The following is a 16,776-nucleotide window of genomic DNA, read 5'->3' as shown; positions in this document are numbered from 1 at the left end:
TTGTCGGCATGATTGTCAGACCCTCGTGGAACGATTGTCCAAGTCGGCTGTAAACAGGGCGGTTTGCGGGTGGGGGCGGCATGGTCTCGTACGACGAGCGCGGTGCGTGCGATGTGTGCGACGCGTGCGGTGGCCCGCGCGGCAGGTGGCGGGCGGTTCTGGGGATGACGCTGTGCGGTCCGTGCGAGCGGACCGGAGGCAGCAGGCCCGGCCGTGACCCGGTGCTGCTCGCCGAGGTGCTGGCCACGACGGCCGTCGAGCTGACCCTGGCGGCCCGCCGTTCGGCCTCCGTACCCGACCCGCGTACGGCCCCGACCACGGCATGCAAGCGGTGCGGCGCCCGGGCCACGTGGCACCGCACCGTACGGGGCCGCTGGATCCTGATCGAGCCGGGCGACCGGCCGCTCGGCGCCGTCCCCGCGGGCAAGCGCTGGCGCATCGCGGGCGACGGCACGGCGGTCAACCTGGGCTCGTCGTCCCCGTCCGACACCTGCCGCATCAGCCACTTCGACCTCTGCCCGGCGCGGGCGCGCTGTTCACCACCGGCCGGGAGCGGAGCGTACGGCTGAACCGCCATAGGCCGCGGCGCGCAGCCGGGTGAGCGCCAGGGCGCGGCGCTGGTGCATGGGCTCTATGCGGGCATCACGCCGTGGATCCCGGAGAGGGTGAAGACCCGTTCGGCGTCCCGCAGGTGGCACCAGGCTCCGAGATAGGGCGGGTCGAGGGTGAGGCGGTCGAGGGTGCGTACGGTGCGGCTTCCTGAAGTGGCGACGTAATCGACCGTGACGGCCGTACCGGTGTCGATGGCATGGGCCAGCTGGCGGACATCGCTGTACGACAGCCACTTCGCGTACCCGGCGACGATCTCCTCGGTATCCGTGCCGAAGGGGATTCCGGCGGGCCCGAACGGGTCGGGTTCCGGTGTGGTCGGCGGGGCGGTCAGGAGCTGGGCGGCCAGGCCATTCAGGTCGGCGGTACGGGCCTTCGCCGGGTGGGGAGCCGCCGTGCTTCGGAGGCCGGCCTGGGTACGGGCCCTCCGCGGGGCCGGTACGGGTGCGGCGGCCCGCTGGGGCCGGGTCTTCTCGACGCGTACGGTTGCGTCGGCCGTCTCGGCCACGGGAGCGTAGCCCTCGGCACGAAGCGCGGCGAGGGTCTGGTCGAGTGGGCTGCGGCTGACCAGGACCGTCGGGGCGAGCCGTCGCAGGCCGAGCTTGGCGAGCTTGCTGTGGACGGCGATCTCGGCCAGGAGCGCGGGCTCCTCGCCGTGGATGACGCAGGCGGCGGGGGCGATGCGTACGCGGCCGTGGCGGCGAGCGGTGTCGGCGATCAGATACGCCAGAGGCTGGGGCAGGGGCCCGGTGGCGATGGCGGACAGGTCGGCTGTGATCTCGTCCGAGGTCCGTCCGGAGTCCAACGCGCGACGGATGCTGCCGGCGCTGAACCGCCACACCGAGGCCGTGCCGCGGGTTTCCCGGTCCGCGGTGGAATCCAGGAGTGCGTCCAGTCGTGCGGTCGGTGTTCCGGCGACGACGGCGGTGAGGTCGACGCCGATCCTGGCCGTGCCGGTGGCCGCGGGCAGCAGACGCCGGCACACGGCGGCCAGTTCGTCCGTGTCATCGGCTCGTAGGGCGGTGCCGAGGGGTGACAGGGCGCCGCGGGCGAGCACGCCGAGCAGTTCGGCCTCGCGGATCGCGGTGGCGAACGGTGTTTCGTCCTGGGGCGTCCGGTCGGCGAGCGGGCGGTGCCATGCCACGAGCGCCCCCAGGTCCGAGGTGGCTCGCGCTCCCTGCCCTGCCGGGAGGCTCGCCGCGGCGGCGAGCAACCCGTGCCGGGTCTGCAAGCAGCCGTCGCAGGGCGGCGCCCCGGAGACTGCGGAGACCGCGGGGAGTGCCTTGTCGTCCTCGTCGCGTGCCTGGGAGGGGGTGAGGGGCAGGTTCCGCCATGCCTTGATCAGCGCGGCGAACTGTTCCGAAGGCTCCTGCGCCGCCCAGGCGTCGTATGCCTTGGTGGCGGCGACGCGGTCACCGTCCCGGGCCAGTAGCCCCGCCGCGTACGCGGCCTCCAGCGTGATGCGCACCACGGCGTCATCGGCTTGGGCGGCCTTGCCGATGCGGGCCAGTTCACGTGCGCCGACACCGCCGGACTTCAGCCTGGCCGGCGGCGCCGCCGAGCATGCCGACAGGACCGAGGCGGCATGCGCTGCGAAGGCCGTGGCTGCGGCTGCCGTCTCCCGGGCGACTTCCGTCGCGGTGACGGGCACCAGTCGCACAGCGGGCGGGGCCGGATCGAACGGCGCGTGCCAGTCGGGGCCGCGCAGCGCGAGTGCCACCTCGACGGGCATGCGGGCGGGCCCGTACCGGTGACGGTCCTGGACCAGAAGTCCCCGCTCCAGCGCCCATCGCTCGCCCGGTTCGGAGCCGGCTCCGGGAGCCCCGAACATGATGAAATCGGGCTGTCGCGGCGCGGACATCGCGCGCCGTTCCAGCAGTTTCCGAGCCGCCGCAGGGGCCTTCGCGACCAACGAGGCGATCAGTTCCGGATCGCTGTGGTGCTCGGCCAGGGCGGCCAGACGCAGCTGCTTGGTGCCGGGCGGCTTGACGCCCAAGGCCACCAGCATGCCGCGCAGTTCGTCGGAGGTCGCACCTGTCAGCAGCTCTTCGAGTGGCGCGTCCAGATCCAGTGGCGTGTCCCATGCCTGCCCCAGGGGTCCGGCCATGTGCAGCGTCCCGTCACCGTCCGGCCAGACCAGCGCGTGATCGGCCAGTACCTCCAGCGTCGCCTCCAGCGCGCGAGCGGCAGCGGGGGCCGTCGCGCCGAGCAACTCGGCCAGGGCGTCGCGCGACGCGCGTGCCCCCAGGGCCGCCAACGCCTCGGCTGCCTGCAAGCACGGCAGCGTGAGCCGGGGCAGGGCGAGTGCCACCGACCCCGGGCGCTGAAGACGGTCCGCCAGCTCCCCAGCCGAGCGCGGCTCCGGAGGGGACGCGGTGTCCCTCCGTGCCGCGAGCACGCGCGCCAGGCGCGGGCGGTCGAGACCGCGCAGCCAGACTGTCAGCGTTGATCCGGACGCCATGGAGAACCTCTCCTCAGGACAATGAACGGCGCCGTGTCGGACCTCGGCCGGTCCGGCGCCGGCTCAAGGATGGCCCATCCAGCGGGCCTGGATGCGCCGCACGGCGGAAGGTTCCCGCCCACGGGTGGTACGAGGCAACCAGAACTGCGACCACGGAACGCAGAAGGCCCCGGCCGGTTTCCCGGTCGGGGCCTTCAAGTGCCCGGTGAGGCACTGGCGGAGGATACGAGATTCGAACTCGTGAGGGGTTGCCCCCAACACGCTTTCCAACTCTGCATGGCCGTGTTCGTCCTGGTTCGCGCCCGTCCACTCGCCGGGTCACGGCCGGACGCGGCGGGAAACTGAACGACCGCGTACGGCCGTGAACGAGACTACGGATGAGACTGTGCCGACGGTCTCGCGCATGTCTCGTCGCAGTGCCTACCGCTTCTTGCGGATCTTGCGCTTCTTGGCCTTGGCTTCTTTCTCCTTGCGTTGCGCGACTCCGTAGGCCGACCAGGGCCCTTGATGCTTCGCGCAACGTGAGGTGCCAACCACTGCAAGGTTCCGGCACGCTGTACCGGCTTTGGTACGCGCGCCGCACCTGGACTGAGATGCCACTCCATCCCCCTACCAAGAGGTCAGGTAACGCCAGACCTCAGGCAGGCTTCCACCTGACAGTCGCCTGGGGGAGGCGTATGCGAGAGGCATGGGAGCACGCTCTTAAACTTCACCGAAGATCAGCCAGAACTACGGCCGACAGCGGTTCAGGCTGGCCTGCTGCTTCCGTTGGTGACCTCTTCGTCCCGAAGCAACTTGGGTGGGAGCTCAGGCTTGGGCTGGTGTGCTCCTCGCCTGCGCTGATGGTCCGCAGGCGTCCGTGCTTGTCCGCCGTTGTGCGTCGGCGTTCTCACGCGGTTAGACACTCACTGCTGCTGCGTCCTGCTGGCGCTTGTGGCAAGGAGCACCTGCTCCGTAGCTCTAGCGAGAACGGTCAGCCACGGCCATTCCGGCCGCTACGAGGCCCCAGAGGGACGGTATCGGACGGGGGCGGTTGCTGGGGTTGCGGTACGGCGCTGCTGTACGGCGGACCGGTCCAGCATCAGCGAGGTGCGACGCCTGTCTCCTGCTTGCCTATCGCAGCGGCGAGCGCAAGGAGCGCCTCAACCTGGGCCATCCGCACCCGGGTCTCAGCACTGAGGCGTCCCTTCGACTCGCGCTCGACGGTTTCGAGCAACTCCTGAGCCTTGTGCGCATGAGCGGCGTAGTCAGCCATGTGACCTCCGGTGTGGGTGATCCACACCGTAGCGACCTTCTGAGGTCGGTGAAGTCTCAACGGCTCAACCAGGCGCTGGGGACTGAACGACACGCTCATCAGCCACGACGAGACCGGTACCGACGCGGAGCGACCACACCGGCCGCCACCACATCGCGGCAGCAGCTGCTCCCCGCCCGCCCATTCCCGGTGGTGCGGTCGCCTCGCGCACCCGTCATCCGTGACGGCGGGGGTACGGCGCCCGGCCCGACTCGTCCCCAACCTCACAAGGCAATACACCTAGCCCATCAACCCGAGCCGTAGGCGTGCGGTCGGCGGCCGGGCTGGAGCGGGGCGCAGACAGGAGCGCAGGCCCGGGCGACGGGCCGCACGCGCCGCGCGTGCGCGGCGGGTGCCTTGATGAAGTAGGGAAAGTTCTACCGTGCATACGTCACGACGGACTCAGCAGCGCTTGATTTGCAGCGGCTCCATGCAGACCGACCTGGTGTTATCGGCCAATGCGGTGGATGGATACCAGATGGTTGCGGGCGTGATCACGGTGCGGGGACGAGGCGGCTCGTGAACCCATCGACGCACAGCCGCTCATAGGCCGCCATGACGGACTCGGGGATTTCTTGTCGGATCATGAACCCTTGCTCTGGATAGATCAGCAGGCGCTGCTGAGCGCCGACGAGCATGTCCAGTACGAGCCGGGAGTCCTGAATTGAGTCCACGTACTCCGTGAACGTCATCGGTGCAGAAGCGCTGACGATCTCGACTTCCGGCCAGAGCTTGCACGCGGTTGCGTAGGCCCGCCGCTCTTCGTACGGCTTGCTGACGAGTAGGACGGACGACACATTCACCCCGTGCTCTGCGAGCAGCGAGCGGGAGAAGCGGACGTTCTCGCCCGTGTTCCTCGCGTTCGGCTCGACGAGGACGGCGTGCGCCGGCACGCCCAGCTCCATGGCCCGTTCCCGGTAGTGCTCCGCCTCGCCTTTCGGCATCCGCTCGCGCGTGGTGCGGCTCGTGGCGCCCGTGAAGACGATCAGCGGCATCATGCCGCGCCGGTACAGGTCTACCGTCACGTCGGCCACCCCAACGTCATGGCTGCCGAGTCCGATGCCCACCGAGCAGGGGCGCGGCTCGTGGTGCATCTGTTGGAAGTCCCAGAGCCGTTGGGCATCGGACCATGCCTGTACCGAGATCACTGGGACGCCTCCTGAGCCGAGTCGGGGACCTTGAAGTCGTACGCCCACGCGAAGCGGCTGGCCGCGTGGATGCCGACCGCGAACTCAACGACGGTCCCGTCGGCGGTGTAGGTGGTCCGGTGGAGTTCGACGACCCACTCGCCGTGTGCCAACTGAAGCAGGGCTGCTTCCTCGGGGGATGCGATCCGCGCGAATAGCTCCTCGCGCATGCGGTCGATCTCGTACCCAGCGTCGTAGAGCACCCGAAAGCCACCACCCTTGCCGGCCGGGCCCGGGGTCGGGTCGACGATTCGTGTCCCCTCGACATGCTCGGGCCGGTAGTAGCTGGTCAGGGTGTGCGTCGGCTGGTCGCCCTCCTTAACGAGCCGGGCGCGCGCGTACACCTCGGACCCCTCGGGCAGACCATGGGCGGCCGCAACGAGGGGCGACGCCTGCACACGGCTGACGCTCTGCGTCTGCTCGCCCCTCTTGTACGCCCTCCCGGAGGCGACGCGGTCGGCGATGAACGCGACTTCGTCGCCGTCCCGCCACTTCGCCTTGTCGTACCGGGCGATACCGAGCCTCTTGAGCGGGGCTTGCTGCCGTACGACGGTGCCGTGACCTCGGGATGAGGTCACCAGCCCTTCGGCTTCCAACGCCTTGTAGGCAGCGTGAACCGTGGACTTCGAGCCTTCACCTGCTTCGACAAGGTCCCGGATGTGCGGCAGTTGCTGGCCAGGGGCGTACTCGCCCCTCTTGATCCGCTCAGCCAGCTTGTCTGCCAGTTCCCGCCACTTGGGTGACACGCGTGCTCCTCTCGACAGATCCCAGTCAAACACAGTCCCAGGACTGTTGACAGTCCTGGGACTGTGGGTCATTGTCTTCATCAGAACCCGCAGTCCTAGGACAGCGGGTGGAGAGGGGCCCTTCTTTGGGCTGCTCTCGGCGCCCGGAGGGCCCGTGAAACGGCTCGAAGGAAGCGGATGGCCCTTGAGAACTCAACAGCGACATGTATTTGAGGCAGCCGCCTCCTCGATAAGGCGGCCAGCGCGGCACTGGTCCGCGCGACTCCACCCCACCGCAGCTCCCACGGCTGCGGCCGGTTGCCTCCTCCGCCCGTCCGGCCATCGGCCGTACGGGCGGGGTTGAGGGGAGCCGGAATCCGCTGGTTCCACAACGGCGCGCAGCCCCGGTGGGCAAACACCGGGGCTGCTTTTCGGGCCGTTCCACTGTGAGGAGAAAACGACCCATGAGGTACATCGCCACTGTTCAGACGGTTGTTACCGCCGCCCCCTTCGATCGCGAGCCGACGGCCGCAGAGCTGAGCGCGATCGAGGAGGAGATGCCCGTCATCACGGCGGAAGTCGAGTTGCTGGACGCGCAGATCATGACGCTGGACCGGCCGGCCACCGAGCTGGACGGGCGGCGTATTCGCCGGGCCCGGAACCGGGTCATGGCGGCCCGCCGCGACCTGTCGAACCGCGCCGGTGTGGCGCTGTCGGGCGGTGCCGCATGATGGCCACCGCTCCCGCCCCCGAGTTGCTGTTGGACCACCGGGGCAACCTGCGGCCTCGCTACGAGATGGCGCTCAGCTACGAGCAGGCACGGCTGGGCATGGCCTTCCATGAGGCCGGGCACGCCGTGCTCTCGATGGCCTACGGCATGCACGTCCTGACCAGTGAGGTCATCGCCTGGTCGCCGGAAATCGACAGGTGGAGCCTTACCGGCAACACCGCGTTCGAGGTAGACGACACGAACCCGTGGCGCTTCGCCGCCCAGGCGGCGGCCGGGGAAATCGCCCACGTCCAGTACCTGATGACCTGCGGCCTGTGGACACCGGAGCGGGCCTACGCCTGCACCGCCGACCACGACCGCGAGCAGGCCATCGACGTACTCGCCCAGTTCGGCTACCGGCTCGGCAGGGACTGCGTGCCCCAGGACGGCAAGTCCTGGGGCATGGTGCGCGGGATGGCCCGCCGAAAGGTCGGCCTGCTGTGGCGGGAGATCCGCACCGTGGCGCACGCCATGAACGAGCACACCAAGCTCACCGGCGACGAGATCGCCGCGCTGACCGGCCTGGTCAACGCCCCGCTGGTGGGGGGCACGGCATGAACCGCACCGGGAAGAGCCTGCTCGTTCTCGCCCTGGTCGCTGTGGTGGCGATGGCGTTCCGGGTGTCCTGGAACGCGTTGCGGGATGTGGCCCGCGCGATCGGCGCGGACAGCATGGCGGCGCTGCTGTACCCGTTCGTGGTCGATGGCCTCATGGCTCTCGCACTGGTCGCCACGCTGGTGCTGACCGACCGGGCGGACAAGCGGTTCGCGCTGCGGGTACTGGCCGCCTACACGGTCGCCTCGCTGGTCCTGAACTACGTGCACGGCCTGGTTCCGGAGCTGCACGGCGAGTCGGTCGACTGGGGTCGACTGGCCGACTGGGACCCGGCGAACTGGGCCCTGGTGCTGCTCGCCACGTCGCTGCCGGTCGGGTCGATCTACTTCGGCTCGGACCTGGTGGCCAAGGTTCTCCACCACCAACCAGTCGACTCCGCAAACCATCAGAAAGACACCGAGGTCGCTGTAAAACGGTCTACCTCTGACCTCGACGAGTCGACCCCGGAACTGCCCGCCCCGGTCGCTGAGCTGCCCGCCGTCGGGTCGGCGGACCTGACCCCGGCCATCGAGCCTGCCGCGCCGGTCGAGTCGGTCGCGTTGACTGCGGTCGCCGCTGAAGCACCTCGCCCGCGCCGGGCGACCGGTCGGGTTCCCGAGTCGGCCCGCACCGCCCGAGCGAGCCGTACGCCGGATGAACTGCTCGGTGAGGCGCGGTCGGTTACGGCCGCTTGGTCGGATGCGGAGCTGACGGCCGACGGGATTCGTAAGGCGGTCCGTACGTCGGCTGCCAACGGCCGCATCCTGCGCGACGCGCTCAAGGCGGAGCGCGCTGAGCGCGGGAACGACGGGCCTGATGCGGTGGCGGCCTGATGTCCCCGGCGTTCGGCAAGTGCCACGACCCGTCCGGCGCGAAGTACGGGATACCGACCTTCCCGTGGCGCTTCGCGCCGGACGGCTACGCCACCCGTCGGCAGTTACGGGCGCGCGGCTTACGGCCCGGTGGTCAGGAGATCGCCGGACAGGTCATGCGCCGTTCCTCCCGCCGTCGTGGCGGGGTGGCCGTCGCTTTCCTCTACCGCGTGGATGCGGCGAAGCCGGTGCGTGCGATGACGCCGGCGAAGTGGGCCGCGCTCGCCAAGGCGATGTGCGCCCGCCGTACCTGCCCGAAGTGCCGCACCGATGCCGGGTACTGCATCCCGACGTCGCTCGGCATGTGCGTGACCTGCGCCTACCCCGACACCGAGTCTGCCGCCTGAGCTGCGGCGATGAACGGAGACGTAGTGAAGCTGACCGTCAGCACACACAAGCTCTTCGGCTACCGCGCGACCCTGCGCACGGCCAAGCGTCTGGCTGAGCAGGCCGTACCGATCGTGGAGCGGGCCGTGCCCGGCCGGATGCCCGACGTACAGGTCGTCCTCACCTCAGCGCGGGGCATGGCAGAGGTGGCCACCGCCGCCGAGATCGAGGCGGCTGGTGATGTCGACAAGTGGGAGCAGGCCCGCGCGCTGCGGGCGGCGAAGCGGCTCGCCCGTGACGCCGCCGGCCGTGCCGTCCCGCTCGTGAGCGGCGGGGTGCTGGTCGTCATCAACGTCGACCAGCACCCCAACGAAGCCACATTCGCGATCACGCTTGTCCACGAGCTGGTCCACGCGATGCAGCTCAGCCGCAAGGGCGTGCGTGAGCGCGTCGTGTCCGGCCTGCGCCACGACCTGGGGGTCGAGCGGCTGTCTCGCCGCCAGTCCCGGGAGCACGACCGCTGCCTGGAGCAGGAAGAGCGCGAGGCGTACGGGGTCGAGTACCTCGCTAAGCAGCTCGTTCCCGCCGCCGCTGCCTGATCCGCCCTCCCCTTTCCTCCTTCTCTTTCTCGCCCCACGAGTTGGGGCAGTCAGGAGTCGTTCCGTCATGAGCGACAACGTCGTTCGCCTCTTCGAAGAGACCACCACCGCCCCTGAGCAGCCGTCGGTGGTCGTGGCGGCTGCCGCAGCAACGCCCGCCGCTGACAAGCCGCCTGTGCCCCTGTGGGTGCGCTCCGCGCGGGGTGTCCGCACGGTGGCCACTCACGAGCGCACCAAGACCGCCTGCCGCGCTGCGGCCCGCCACGGCCTCTACGTCGTCGGCGGGACCAGGATCGTGGCCCGCCGCACCTGGGAAGGACGCACCGCCTCCCGCTACGAACGCCTGCTCCGTGCTGCCGAAGCCGCGGGGAACATGGAAGCCGCAGCGGAGTGGGAGGAGCGCGGTCGGCACTTCCGCCAGGAGCGCCACCGCCGGCGCATGGACCTGCTCACCGCCCCGCTCGATGCCGCCAAGGGCATCGCGGCCGGAGCAGGGATCGGCGCGGGTGGTCTCTTGGTCCTCGGCATCATGCTCGCCGTCGCCAACAAGGACTGGACCGACATCGCGGCGCCGACCATGGCGCTGATCGAGCTGGTCCGCTGGATCGTCCTGATCATCTCCGTGACCTGGGGCCCGCTCGTCACCCTGGGCCCCTGGGCGGCCCTGCTCGGCCTGTGGGCGGTGGGCAAGCACCAGCAGGCTGCACCCCAGTGGGCACTCCCGACCAACGCCCGGAACGGTGACGGGGAGCCGATCACGCCGTCCATCGTTGTCCTCGCGCTGCGCAACCTCGGTATCGCCCCGTTGCGCAACGCCATCAAGGAGATGGGCGACGCCGGCGCTTCGATGCTGGGCCCGATTCGAATCGCCGGGTGCGGCGTGGAAGTCGATGTGACCCTGCCCTCCGGTGTCTCCACGAACGAGGTGCAGAACCGGCGCCGGAAGCTTGCCGAGAACCTGGCCCGCCACGAGCACGAAGTGTTCATCACGATCCCGCAGGCGGCCCGCACCGTCCGGCTGTGGATCGCGGACAGTGGCGCGTTGGACGAGCCGATCGGCCCGTCCCCGCTCACCACCGACCAGGACCTGACCGCCAACTACAAGACCGGACGCGCCCCGTGGGGTCAGGACCTGCGCGGCGACGCGGCGGCCCTGAGCCTGTACCAGCGCCACCTACTGATCACCGGCCTGTCCAACCAGGGTAAGACCGCCGCCCTGCGCGCCCTCGCTCTGTGGCTCGCGCTGGACCGCAGCGTGGAATTCCGCCTCGCGGACCTGAAGGGCGCTGGTGACTGGGCGATGTGGGATGGCCTGGCCACGGTGCTGATTCAGGGGCCGACCGACGACCACGTCATCCAGGCAACCGAGATGGTCGAGGGCGGCGTGAGCGAGATGGAACGGCGCCTCCAGGCCCCGCCCGGCACGGTGTTCCCGCCGCTGGTCCTCATCGTGGACGAAGCCCAGGTGGCGTTCATGTGTCCGATGGTCGACGAAGAGAAGCGGCCCTACGGCGGGTCCAAGGCCACGTCCCGGTACTTCATGGCCGCCCGGAAGATCCACAACCAGGGACGTGCGGTCAACGTGACGCTGTGGCAGGGCACGCAGGACCCGACCGACCAGAACCTGCCCAAGCTGGTCCGCGAGGGCGCCCACACCCGCGCCTCACTCGCACTCGGCACGGAGTCGCAGGCACGCATGGCGCTGGGAGACAAGGCCGTGGACGGCGGCGCCGCCCCGAACCTGCTGCGTCCCGGCCTGGACAAGGGAACCCTGGTCGTCGCCAGCGACGGCATCGAGATCCCGGCCGGCCAGGCATCCATCACCGTCCGCACCCACTACATCGACACCGAGACCGCCGCGCAGATCACCGCCCGCGCCCGGGCCATGCGCGACGGGGTCACCACCCTCCACGTCATCGAGCGGGGTGAGGAGCGCGACCCGCTCGCGGACATCGCCACCGTCATCGCGAACGCGCCCCGGGTGCTCACCCAGGACGTGCTGCAACGGCTCGCGACGCTGTCGGAAGACGCCTACGGGGCGTGGACGCACGCCGACCTCAAGCGGGTGCTGGAGGGCACGGGCGCGGAGCCGTACAAGTCCGACGGCCGCATGGTCGTCGGCCGCGACCGCGTCGCCCGCGCCCTCACCAACCGCGACACCGACGATTCCGCTTCCGCCGCCCGATAGAGGGAGCCGCACCCCTGGCGGGTCAGGGAGACAGGGAGAACTCCCTAACCGGCTCCCTGGCCCGCCTCCCTGCTCCTGACCTGCGCAAACGATCTCTCAGGGAGTCAGGGAAGCGACCAGGTCAGCACCCACGCAACCCGCTCCACGCGCCCAACCAAGGGGGTGCCTCAGCCTCCCTGGCCTGCCCGAAAAGGAGATTCCGCATGTACCCCGAGACCCCTGGCCACCAGCCCGCAGAACAGGCCGTGACTGTCCACCAGCCCATCCCCATTCCGGCACCGCCACTGGTTCCGGTGCAGCCGGGCACCGCCCCTGCCGTGGCGAGCGTCATCCTGCCGGACGGGCGTGTGATCACCGGCTACGCGATCACCCCGGCCCCGGCACCCGCTCCGGTCGAGCAGCGGCCGGCCGTCAGCCGTGCGGCGGTGAACATCGCGCTCGGTGGAATCGGGTTCGCCGCCGCATGCGGCGGACTGCTGATCCTCACCGGATTCATCGCCGCCCTGGCCGCGTTCGTCCAGCAACTCATCATCCTGGCCGCCGTCATCTTCGGCGGCTGGATCGCCGTCCAGGCCCTCGGTACCGGACGTGACAGCGCCGGGACCACGGTCAACATCCGCAAGGCCGTCATCAAGCGCAACCACTTCCACCACTGACCAACCCGAGAGGAATGCCCGCCCATGTACGAGGACGACGACGAGTTCACCGACTGCGACTTGTGCGACCCCACCGACGGAACCGACCCGTACGACTACCCGCACTGCTGCGGATGCGGCGCGGACGGCAGCAGCGAACGCCCTGACTGCACCTGCGCCTAGCAATGGCTAGGGCGGCCGTGACTTTGGCGAGCGACGGCCGCCCTGGTTCTCCAGTCCACAACAGACCTGTTGGAGGTCTCCAGCATGACTCAACCCACCCCCATCCCGCGATCCCGCCGCTTACTGAACGCTGCCTTGGAAGCGGCGGAACGCGGCTGGCACGTCTTCCCGCTGCGCCCCGACGACAAGCGCCCCGCCCTGCACGGCGAAGCCCACTGCCCCGGCACCGGGGACTGCGCGGGTGGGCACCGCAAGTGGGAGCAGCGAGCGACCACTGATCCTGACCGCATCCGCCGGGCGTGGGCCGACAGGCCGTTCAACGTCGGGATTGCCACCGGTCCCTCCGGGCTTGTGGTCGTGGATCTCGACATGCCAAAGCACAAGGGCAGTAAGGGCACGCCTTGCGGCGTGACGACATTCAAGGCGCTCTGCGAGCGCGCCGGGCAGCCCGTCCCCATCACCTACCGCACCCGGACTGCGAGCGGCGGAGAGCACCTGTACTTCACCGCCCCGCCCGGTACCCGGCTCAGCAACACCGCCGGCGGTCTCGCACCGCTCGTCGATACCCGGGCGTGGGGCGGGTACGTCGTCGCGGCGGGCAGCACCCTCCACAGCGGCAGCTACACGGTGGCTGACCCTCGCCCGGTCGCTCCGCTGCCTCCGTGGCTGCTGGACGCTCTCAAGCCCGCTGAGCGCCCCGCGCAGCCGCTGCGGCTCGCCCTGCCGAAGCATGGGAACCGGGCCGCTAAGACCGCCCTGGAACGAGAGACCGAACTCGTGGCAGCGGCCAAAGAGGGCCGCCGTGAGGCCCAGTTGTTCGAGAGTGCCCGCAAGGTGGCCCGGTTCGTCGGATGGGGGGACCTGACCCGACAGGAGGTGGAGCAGGCATTTCAGACGGCTGGTGAGTCGGCCGGACTCCCGGCATCCCAGTGCCGCTCCACTTTGCGCAGCGTTCTGAACTGGTCGCTGCGCAACTGCCGGCCGAGGGAGGCGACGTGAGCGCCCGCCCCAATCCCCATCTGAAATGCCTCCCCGCCACCGCTGACGCTGACCACGCCGAACCGGCCCCGGCACCCCACCCAGAGAGGGCGCTGAAGGTCGTCGGCCGTCAGGCCGTCCCCATTGCTGTTGGTCCTGACCCGCAGCAGGGCGACGGACGGTACTTCGTCGCCTGGCTGCACATCGTCGCTCCCAAAGGCACCGTGCCCACCGCGACTTCGACGTGCGCGTGCGGTCGTGACCGCAGCGCGGTCGGACGGCGCAAAGTCCTGGACCTGATCGAGGACCACGCCGCCCACCGCGACGCGTGCCCCCTCCGCAACCCCAGCGCAGAAAGGACCGCCGCATGACCAGCACCGCACCGCAGACCACGGCACCCATCGACGGCGCGGCACTGCTCAACGAGGTGGAAGCCTTCCACCGCCGCTTCAACGTCTTCCCGACCGAAGCGGCCTACGTCGCGGTCACCTTGTGGGACGCGCACGCCCACCTGATCGACGCCTTCGACTCCACCCCCCGCATCGCCTTCCTGTCACCCGAACCCGGGTCGGGCAAGTCGCGTGCGCTGGAAATCGTCGAGACCCTGGTGCCGAACCGGATGGCAGCCGTGGACGCCTCGCCGTCCGCCCTGTTCCGTGCCGTGTCCGGCATCGAAGGCGAGCGGCCCACGATCGTCTTCGACGAGATCGACACCGTCTTTGGCCCCAAGGCTGGAGAGAACGAACAGCTCCGGGGCTTCCTGAACGCCGGACACCGCCGTGGACGGCTCATGTACCGGTGCGTGGGCGACGGATCCAACCAGACCGTCCAGGGCTTCCCGTCCTACTGCGCCGTGGCCATGGCCGGACTCGGTTCCCTGCCCGACACGATCCTCACTCGCTCCGTCATCATCCGCATGCGCCGCCGAGCCTGGAACGAGAAAGTCGAGCCCTTCCGGCAGGGCATCCACGAGCCGCAAGGCAACGTCCTGCGCGACCGCCTCGCCGTATGGGCCGGCCAGGTCCGCGACCGGGTTCAAGGAGCCTGGCCCGAGATGCCCGACGGCGTCACCGACCGGCCGGCCGACGTGTGGGAACCCCTGCTCGCCGTCGCCGACGCCGCCGGCGGGACCTGGCCCCAGCGCGCCCGCGCCGCCTGTGTGCAGCTCGTCAAGGCCTCGCAAGGCGACGACAAAGGCAGTCTCGGAATCCGGCTGCTGACCGACCTGCGCGATCACGTCCTCATCGGGGTCGACCGTCTCCCCACCATCGCCGTCGTCGACCGGCTCAACGCCCTCGACGACGCCCCGTGGGCCGACCTCCAAGGCAAACCGCTCGACTCCCGCCGCCTGTCCCGAATGCTCCGCGACTACGTGACCGCCGACAACGAACCCATCACCTCACGCAACATCCGCACATCCGGCGGGGTCCTCAAGGGCTACTACGCCGTCGACCTCCACGACGCATGGCAGCGCTACTGCCCGCCCCCTCCGGAAATTCCGCTACAAGCGCTTCACCCGCTACTGCCCAGCTCAGACGGCACAGCGGCGTAGCGGAACCCATCCGATGTAGCGGCTACGCGCGCCCTCGCTTCCGTCCCAGCTCCGCGCGAGCCAGGGCTGATGAACGGCGTCGTAGCCGCTACATCTGCGCTTTCCGCTACACGAAACCCGCCTCTGACCTGCCATGTAGCGGCATAGCGGATGTAGCGGACCTGACAGGGAGGGGGCCCTGGGCTCCCGGATCTCCGCCAAGGAGGGACTTTCGTGACAGTGGCCCGTGCGCTCGAACCCTCGGCAGTACAAGCCGGTTCGAGCGAAGACGAATTCGACCCCACTCTTCTCGCGCTCACCGTGGAGGAGGCGGCCCGCCGAATCAGTGTCGGCCGCACCACCATGTACGCCCTCATCCGCGACGGAGCCGTGCAGACCGTGCCCATTGGTCGGCTCCGCCGCGTCCCCGTTCAAGCGCTCAGCGACTACCTCACCGCCCAGATGCAGGCCCGGCCTGTGGCCGCGTAAAGGAGATTTCATGGCCAAGCGTGCCAAGCGTCCCGACGGGGCGTCATCCATCTACTTCGGCAATGACGGTTACTGGCACGGTCGCGTCACCGTCGGCGTTCGTGACGACGGTAAGCCCGACCGGCGCCACGTCATGAGCAAAAAGAGCGAGGCGGAGGTGATCAAGAAGGTCCGGGAACTGGAGAAGCAGCGGGACGCCGGGAAGGTTCGGAAGCCGGGGCGGCCGTGGACCGTCAAGGCGTGGCTCCAGCACTGGGTTGAGGAGATTGCCAAACCATCAGTGCGCGAGAACACGTATGCGGGGTACGAGGTCGCCGTCAGGGTGCACTTGGTTCCCGGCGTCGGTGCTCACCGGTTGGACAAGCTGGAGCCGGAGCACCTGGAGCGCTTCTACACGAAGATGCTGACCCATGGCAGCAAGCCCGCCACCGCACACCAGGCGCACCGCACCATCCGGACGGCGCTCAACCACGCCATGCGACGCGGCCACGTCACCCGGAACGTCGCCACGCTTGCCGTACCGCCCCGCATCGAAGACGAAGAGGTCGAGCCGTACGACATCGAAGAGGTGCAGCGGCTCCTCTCCGAAGCGGCCAAGGTCCGGAACAGTGCCCGCTGGTCCATCGCCCTGGCCCTTGGTCTCCGGCAGGGGGAAGCGTTGGGTCTGCGTTGGTCGGACGTGGACCTCAAGGCGGGCGTCCTGCGAGTGCGTAAGAACCGTCTCCGGCCGAAGTACCTGCACGGATGCGGCGGTGAGTGCGGGCGCAAGCCCGGCTACTGCAAGCAGCGCGTCAGGAAGAACGAGGACACGGCGAACACGAAGTCCCGCGCCGGCCGCCGCGTGATCGGGGTCCCTGACGAATTGGTTCGGCTTCTGGAGCTGCACCGGCAGGAGCAGGAGCGAGAGCGGGTGCGGGCCGCGCAGGAATGGCGGGAGACCGGATTCGTCTTCACCTCGCCCGTCGGGGCGCCCCTGGTGCCCAGCACCGACTACGACGCGTGGAAGCAGTTACTCGCGGACGCCAAGGTGCGCGACGGCCGGTTGCACGACGCGCGGCACACGGCGGCCACGGTGCTGCTCATCCTTGGAGTCCCCGAGCGTGTCGTGATGCAGATCATGGGCTGGTCGTCCACGGCGATGGCGGCCCGCTACCAGCACGTGACCGGCGGCATCCTGCAAGACGTCGCGAAGCAGGTCGGTGGACTCATCTGGGAGGTCGCCAAGAGCGACGACGAGGCGACGAAGGAAGATCCCGAACAGCCCCGTTGAGACTGCGGATGAGACTGCAAAGGCAGAAGGCCCGGTCCGCGTGAGCGGACGCTGTTGGTTTATTC

General features: G+C 69.6%; 18 protein-coding genes. 14 read left to right on the top strand and 4 right to left on the bottom strand.

The window, feature by feature from the left end:
• Nucleotides 1–80 precede the first annotated feature (80 nt).
• A complete protein-coding gene (locus J7E96_RS18190) occupies nucleotides 81–569 on the top strand; it encodes a DUF6083 domain-containing protein (protein WP_215132695.1) in 489 nt (162 codons plus the stop codon).
• Between the two features lie 62 nt (nucleotides 570–631).
• Here the strand turns inward: J7E96_RS18190 and J7E96_RS18185 are convergent, their stop codons facing one another.
• The 4 genes from J7E96_RS18185 to J7E96_RS18170 all read right to left on the bottom strand — a co-directional run bounded on the left by J7E96_RS18185 (nucleotide 632) and on the right by J7E96_RS18170 (nucleotide 6,297).
• Nucleotides 632–3,070, bottom strand: a complete 2,439-nt coding sequence (locus tag J7E96_RS18185) for a helicase-associated domain-containing protein (RefSeq protein ID WP_215132694.1) — start codon at nucleotides 3,068–3,070, stop codon at nucleotides 632–634.
• A 1,081-nt stretch (nucleotides 3,071–4,151) separates the two neighbouring features.
• A complete protein-coding gene (locus J7E96_RS18180) occupies nucleotides 4,152–4,325 on the bottom strand; it encodes a hypothetical protein (RefSeq protein ID WP_215132693.1) in 174 nt (57 codons plus the stop codon).
• Between the two features lie 533 nt (nucleotides 4,326–4,858).
• Nucleotides 4,859–5,512 (bottom strand): YdcF family protein, encoded by a 654-nt coding sequence (locus J7E96_RS18175; protein ID WP_215132692.1) that lies wholly within the window; start codon nucleotides 5,510–5,512, stop codon nucleotides 4,859–4,861.
• Nucleotides 5,509–6,297, bottom strand: a complete 789-nt coding sequence (locus tag J7E96_RS18170) for a GntR family transcriptional regulator (protein ID WP_215132691.1) — start codon at nucleotides 6,295–6,297, stop codon at nucleotides 5,509–5,511. Before J7E96_RS18170 ends, J7E96_RS18175 begins: the two co-directional genes overlap by 4 nt.
• Nucleotides 6,298–6,740: 443 nt before the next feature.
• Here J7E96_RS18170 and J7E96_RS18165 point away from each other — a divergent pair, with 443 nt between their 5' ends.
• The 13 genes from J7E96_RS18165 (at nucleotide 6,741) to J7E96_RS18105 (ending at nucleotide 16,711) form a co-directional block, all read left to right on the top strand.
• A complete protein-coding gene (locus J7E96_RS18165; RefSeq protein ID WP_215132690.1) occupies nucleotides 6,741–7,007 on the top strand; it encodes a DUF6284 family protein in 267 nt (88 codons plus the stop codon).
• On the top strand, nucleotides 7,004–7,603 hold the full coding sequence (locus J7E96_RS18160) for a hypothetical protein (protein ID WP_215132689.1): 600 nt from the start codon (nucleotides 7,004–7,006) through the stop codon (nucleotides 7,601–7,603). The genes J7E96_RS18165 and J7E96_RS18160 overlap by 4 nt, the downstream gene beginning before the upstream one ends.
• Nucleotides 7,600–8,472, top strand: a complete 873-nt coding sequence (locus J7E96_RS18155) for a DUF2637 domain-containing protein (RefSeq protein ID WP_215132688.1) — start codon at nucleotides 7,600–7,602, stop codon at nucleotides 8,470–8,472. Before J7E96_RS18160 ends, J7E96_RS18155 begins: the two co-directional genes overlap by 4 nt.
• A complete protein-coding gene (locus tag J7E96_RS18150) occupies nucleotides 8,472–8,858 on the top strand; it encodes an RRQRL motif-containing zinc-binding protein (protein ID WP_215132687.1) in 387 nt (128 codons plus the stop codon). Before J7E96_RS18155 ends, J7E96_RS18150 begins: the two co-directional genes overlap by 1 nt.
• Before the next feature lie 9 nt (nucleotides 8,859–8,867).
• Nucleotides 8,868–9,437 carry a hypothetical protein gene (locus J7E96_RS18145; RefSeq protein ID WP_251070089.1) on the top strand — a complete coding sequence of 190 codons (570 nt, stop codon included), beginning with the start codon at nucleotides 8,868–8,870 and terminating at the stop codon, nucleotides 9,435–9,437.
• Between the two features lie 67 nt (nucleotides 9,438–9,504).
• The gene (locus tag J7E96_RS18140) at nucleotides 9,505–11,625 is read left to right on the top strand and encodes an ATP-binding protein (RefSeq protein WP_215132686.1); all 2,121 of its coding nucleotides are present in this window, start codon (nucleotides 9,505–9,507) and stop codon (nucleotides 11,623–11,625) included.
• 203 nt (nucleotides 11,626–11,828) lie between these two features.
• Nucleotides 11,829–12,281, top strand: a complete 453-nt coding sequence (locus J7E96_RS18135) for a hypothetical protein (RefSeq protein WP_215132685.1) — start codon at nucleotides 11,829–11,831, stop codon at nucleotides 12,279–12,281.
• A 24-nt stretch (nucleotides 12,282–12,305) separates the two neighbouring features.
• The gene (locus J7E96_RS18130; RefSeq protein WP_215132684.1) at nucleotides 12,306–12,443 is read left to right on the top strand and encodes a hypothetical protein; all 138 of its coding nucleotides are present in this window, start codon (nucleotides 12,306–12,308) and stop codon (nucleotides 12,441–12,443) included.
• 84 nt (nucleotides 12,444–12,527) lie between these two features.
• On the top strand, nucleotides 12,528–13,442 hold the full coding sequence (locus J7E96_RS18125) for a bifunctional DNA primase/polymerase (RefSeq protein ID WP_215132683.1): 915 nt from the start codon (nucleotides 12,528–12,530) through the stop codon (nucleotides 13,440–13,442).
• Nucleotides 13,439–13,792, top strand: coding sequence for a hypothetical protein (locus J7E96_RS18120; protein ID WP_308296018.1), 354 nt, complete (start codon nucleotides 13,439–13,441; stop codon nucleotides 13,790–13,792). The genes J7E96_RS18125 and J7E96_RS18120 overlap by 4 nt, the downstream gene beginning before the upstream one ends.
• Nucleotides 13,789–14,973, top strand: a complete 1,185-nt coding sequence (locus J7E96_RS18115) for a DUF3631 domain-containing protein (RefSeq protein ID WP_215132682.1) — start codon at nucleotides 13,789–13,791, stop codon at nucleotides 14,971–14,973. The genes J7E96_RS18120 and J7E96_RS18115 overlap by 4 nt, the downstream gene beginning before the upstream one ends.
• Nucleotides 14,974–15,192: 219 nt before the next feature.
• Nucleotides 15,193–15,441 (top strand): helix-turn-helix domain-containing protein, encoded by a 249-nt coding sequence (locus J7E96_RS18110; RefSeq protein ID WP_308296027.1) that lies wholly within the window; start codon nucleotides 15,193–15,195, stop codon nucleotides 15,439–15,441.
• Between the two features lie 10 nt (nucleotides 15,442–15,451).
• Complete coding sequence (locus J7E96_RS18105) at nucleotides 15,452–16,711, top strand: tyrosine-type recombinase/integrase (protein WP_215132680.1); 1,260 nt, start codon at nucleotides 15,452–15,454, stop codon at nucleotides 16,709–16,711.
• The last annotated feature ends 65 nt before the right edge of the window (nucleotides 16,712–16,776 follow it).

Source organism: Streptomyces sp. ISL-96, assembly GCF_018614035.1.
Classification (GTDB): Bacteria; Actinomycetota; Actinomycetes; order Streptomycetales; family Streptomycetaceae; genus Streptomyces.
The sequence above is the reverse complement of the archived record's forward strand: the minus strand, read 5'-3'. Positions and strand labels throughout refer to the sequence as shown.

Bases quoted from the DNA above. Each gene is read 5' to 3' on its own strand.
- J7E96_RS18190 (WP_215132695.1), top strand. From the start codon at position 81: ATGGTCTCGTACGACGAGCGCGGTGCGTGCGATGTGTGCGACGCGTGC.
- J7E96_RS18185 (WP_215132694.1), bottom strand. From the start codon at position 3,070: ATGGCGTCCGGATCAACGCTGACAGTCTGGCTGCGCGGTCTCGACCGC.
- J7E96_RS18180 (WP_215132693.1), bottom strand. From the start codon at position 4,325: ATGGCTGACTACGCCGCTCATGCGCACAAGGCTCAGGAGTTGCTCGAA.
- J7E96_RS18165 (WP_215132690.1), top strand. From the start codon at position 6,741: ATGAGGTACATCGCCACTGTTCAGACGGTTGTTACCGCCGCCCCCTTC.
- J7E96_RS18160 (WP_215132689.1), top strand. From the start codon at position 7,004: ATGATGGCCACCGCTCCCGCCCCCGAGTTGCTGTTGGACCACCGGGGC.
- J7E96_RS18155 (WP_215132688.1), top strand. From the start codon at position 7,600: ATGAACCGCACCGGGAAGAGCCTGCTCGTTCTCGCCCTGGTCGCTGTG.
- J7E96_RS18150 (WP_215132687.1), top strand. From the start codon at position 8,472: ATGTCCCCGGCGTTCGGCAAGTGCCACGACCCGTCCGGCGCGAAGTAC.
- J7E96_RS18145 (WP_251070089.1), top strand. From the start codon at position 8,868: ATGAACGGAGACGTAGTGAAGCTGACCGTCAGCACACACAAGCTCTTC.
- J7E96_RS18140 (WP_215132686.1), top strand. From the start codon at position 9,505: ATGAGCGACAACGTCGTTCGCCTCTTCGAAGAGACCACCACCGCCCCT.
- J7E96_RS18135 (WP_215132685.1), top strand. From the start codon at position 11,829: ATGTACCCCGAGACCCCTGGCCACCAGCCCGCAGAACAGGCCGTGACT.
- J7E96_RS18130 (WP_215132684.1), top strand. From the start codon at position 12,306: ATGTACGAGGACGACGACGAGTTCACCGACTGCGACTTGTGCGACCCC.
- J7E96_RS18125 (WP_215132683.1), top strand. From the start codon at position 12,528: ATGACTCAACCCACCCCCATCCCGCGATCCCGCCGCTTACTGAACGCT.
- J7E96_RS18115 (WP_215132682.1), top strand. From the start codon at position 13,789: ATGACCAGCACCGCACCGCAGACCACGGCACCCATCGACGGCGCGGCA.
- J7E96_RS18105 (WP_215132680.1), top strand. From the start codon at position 15,452: ATGGCCAAGCGTGCCAAGCGTCCCGACGGGGCGTCATCCATCTACTTC.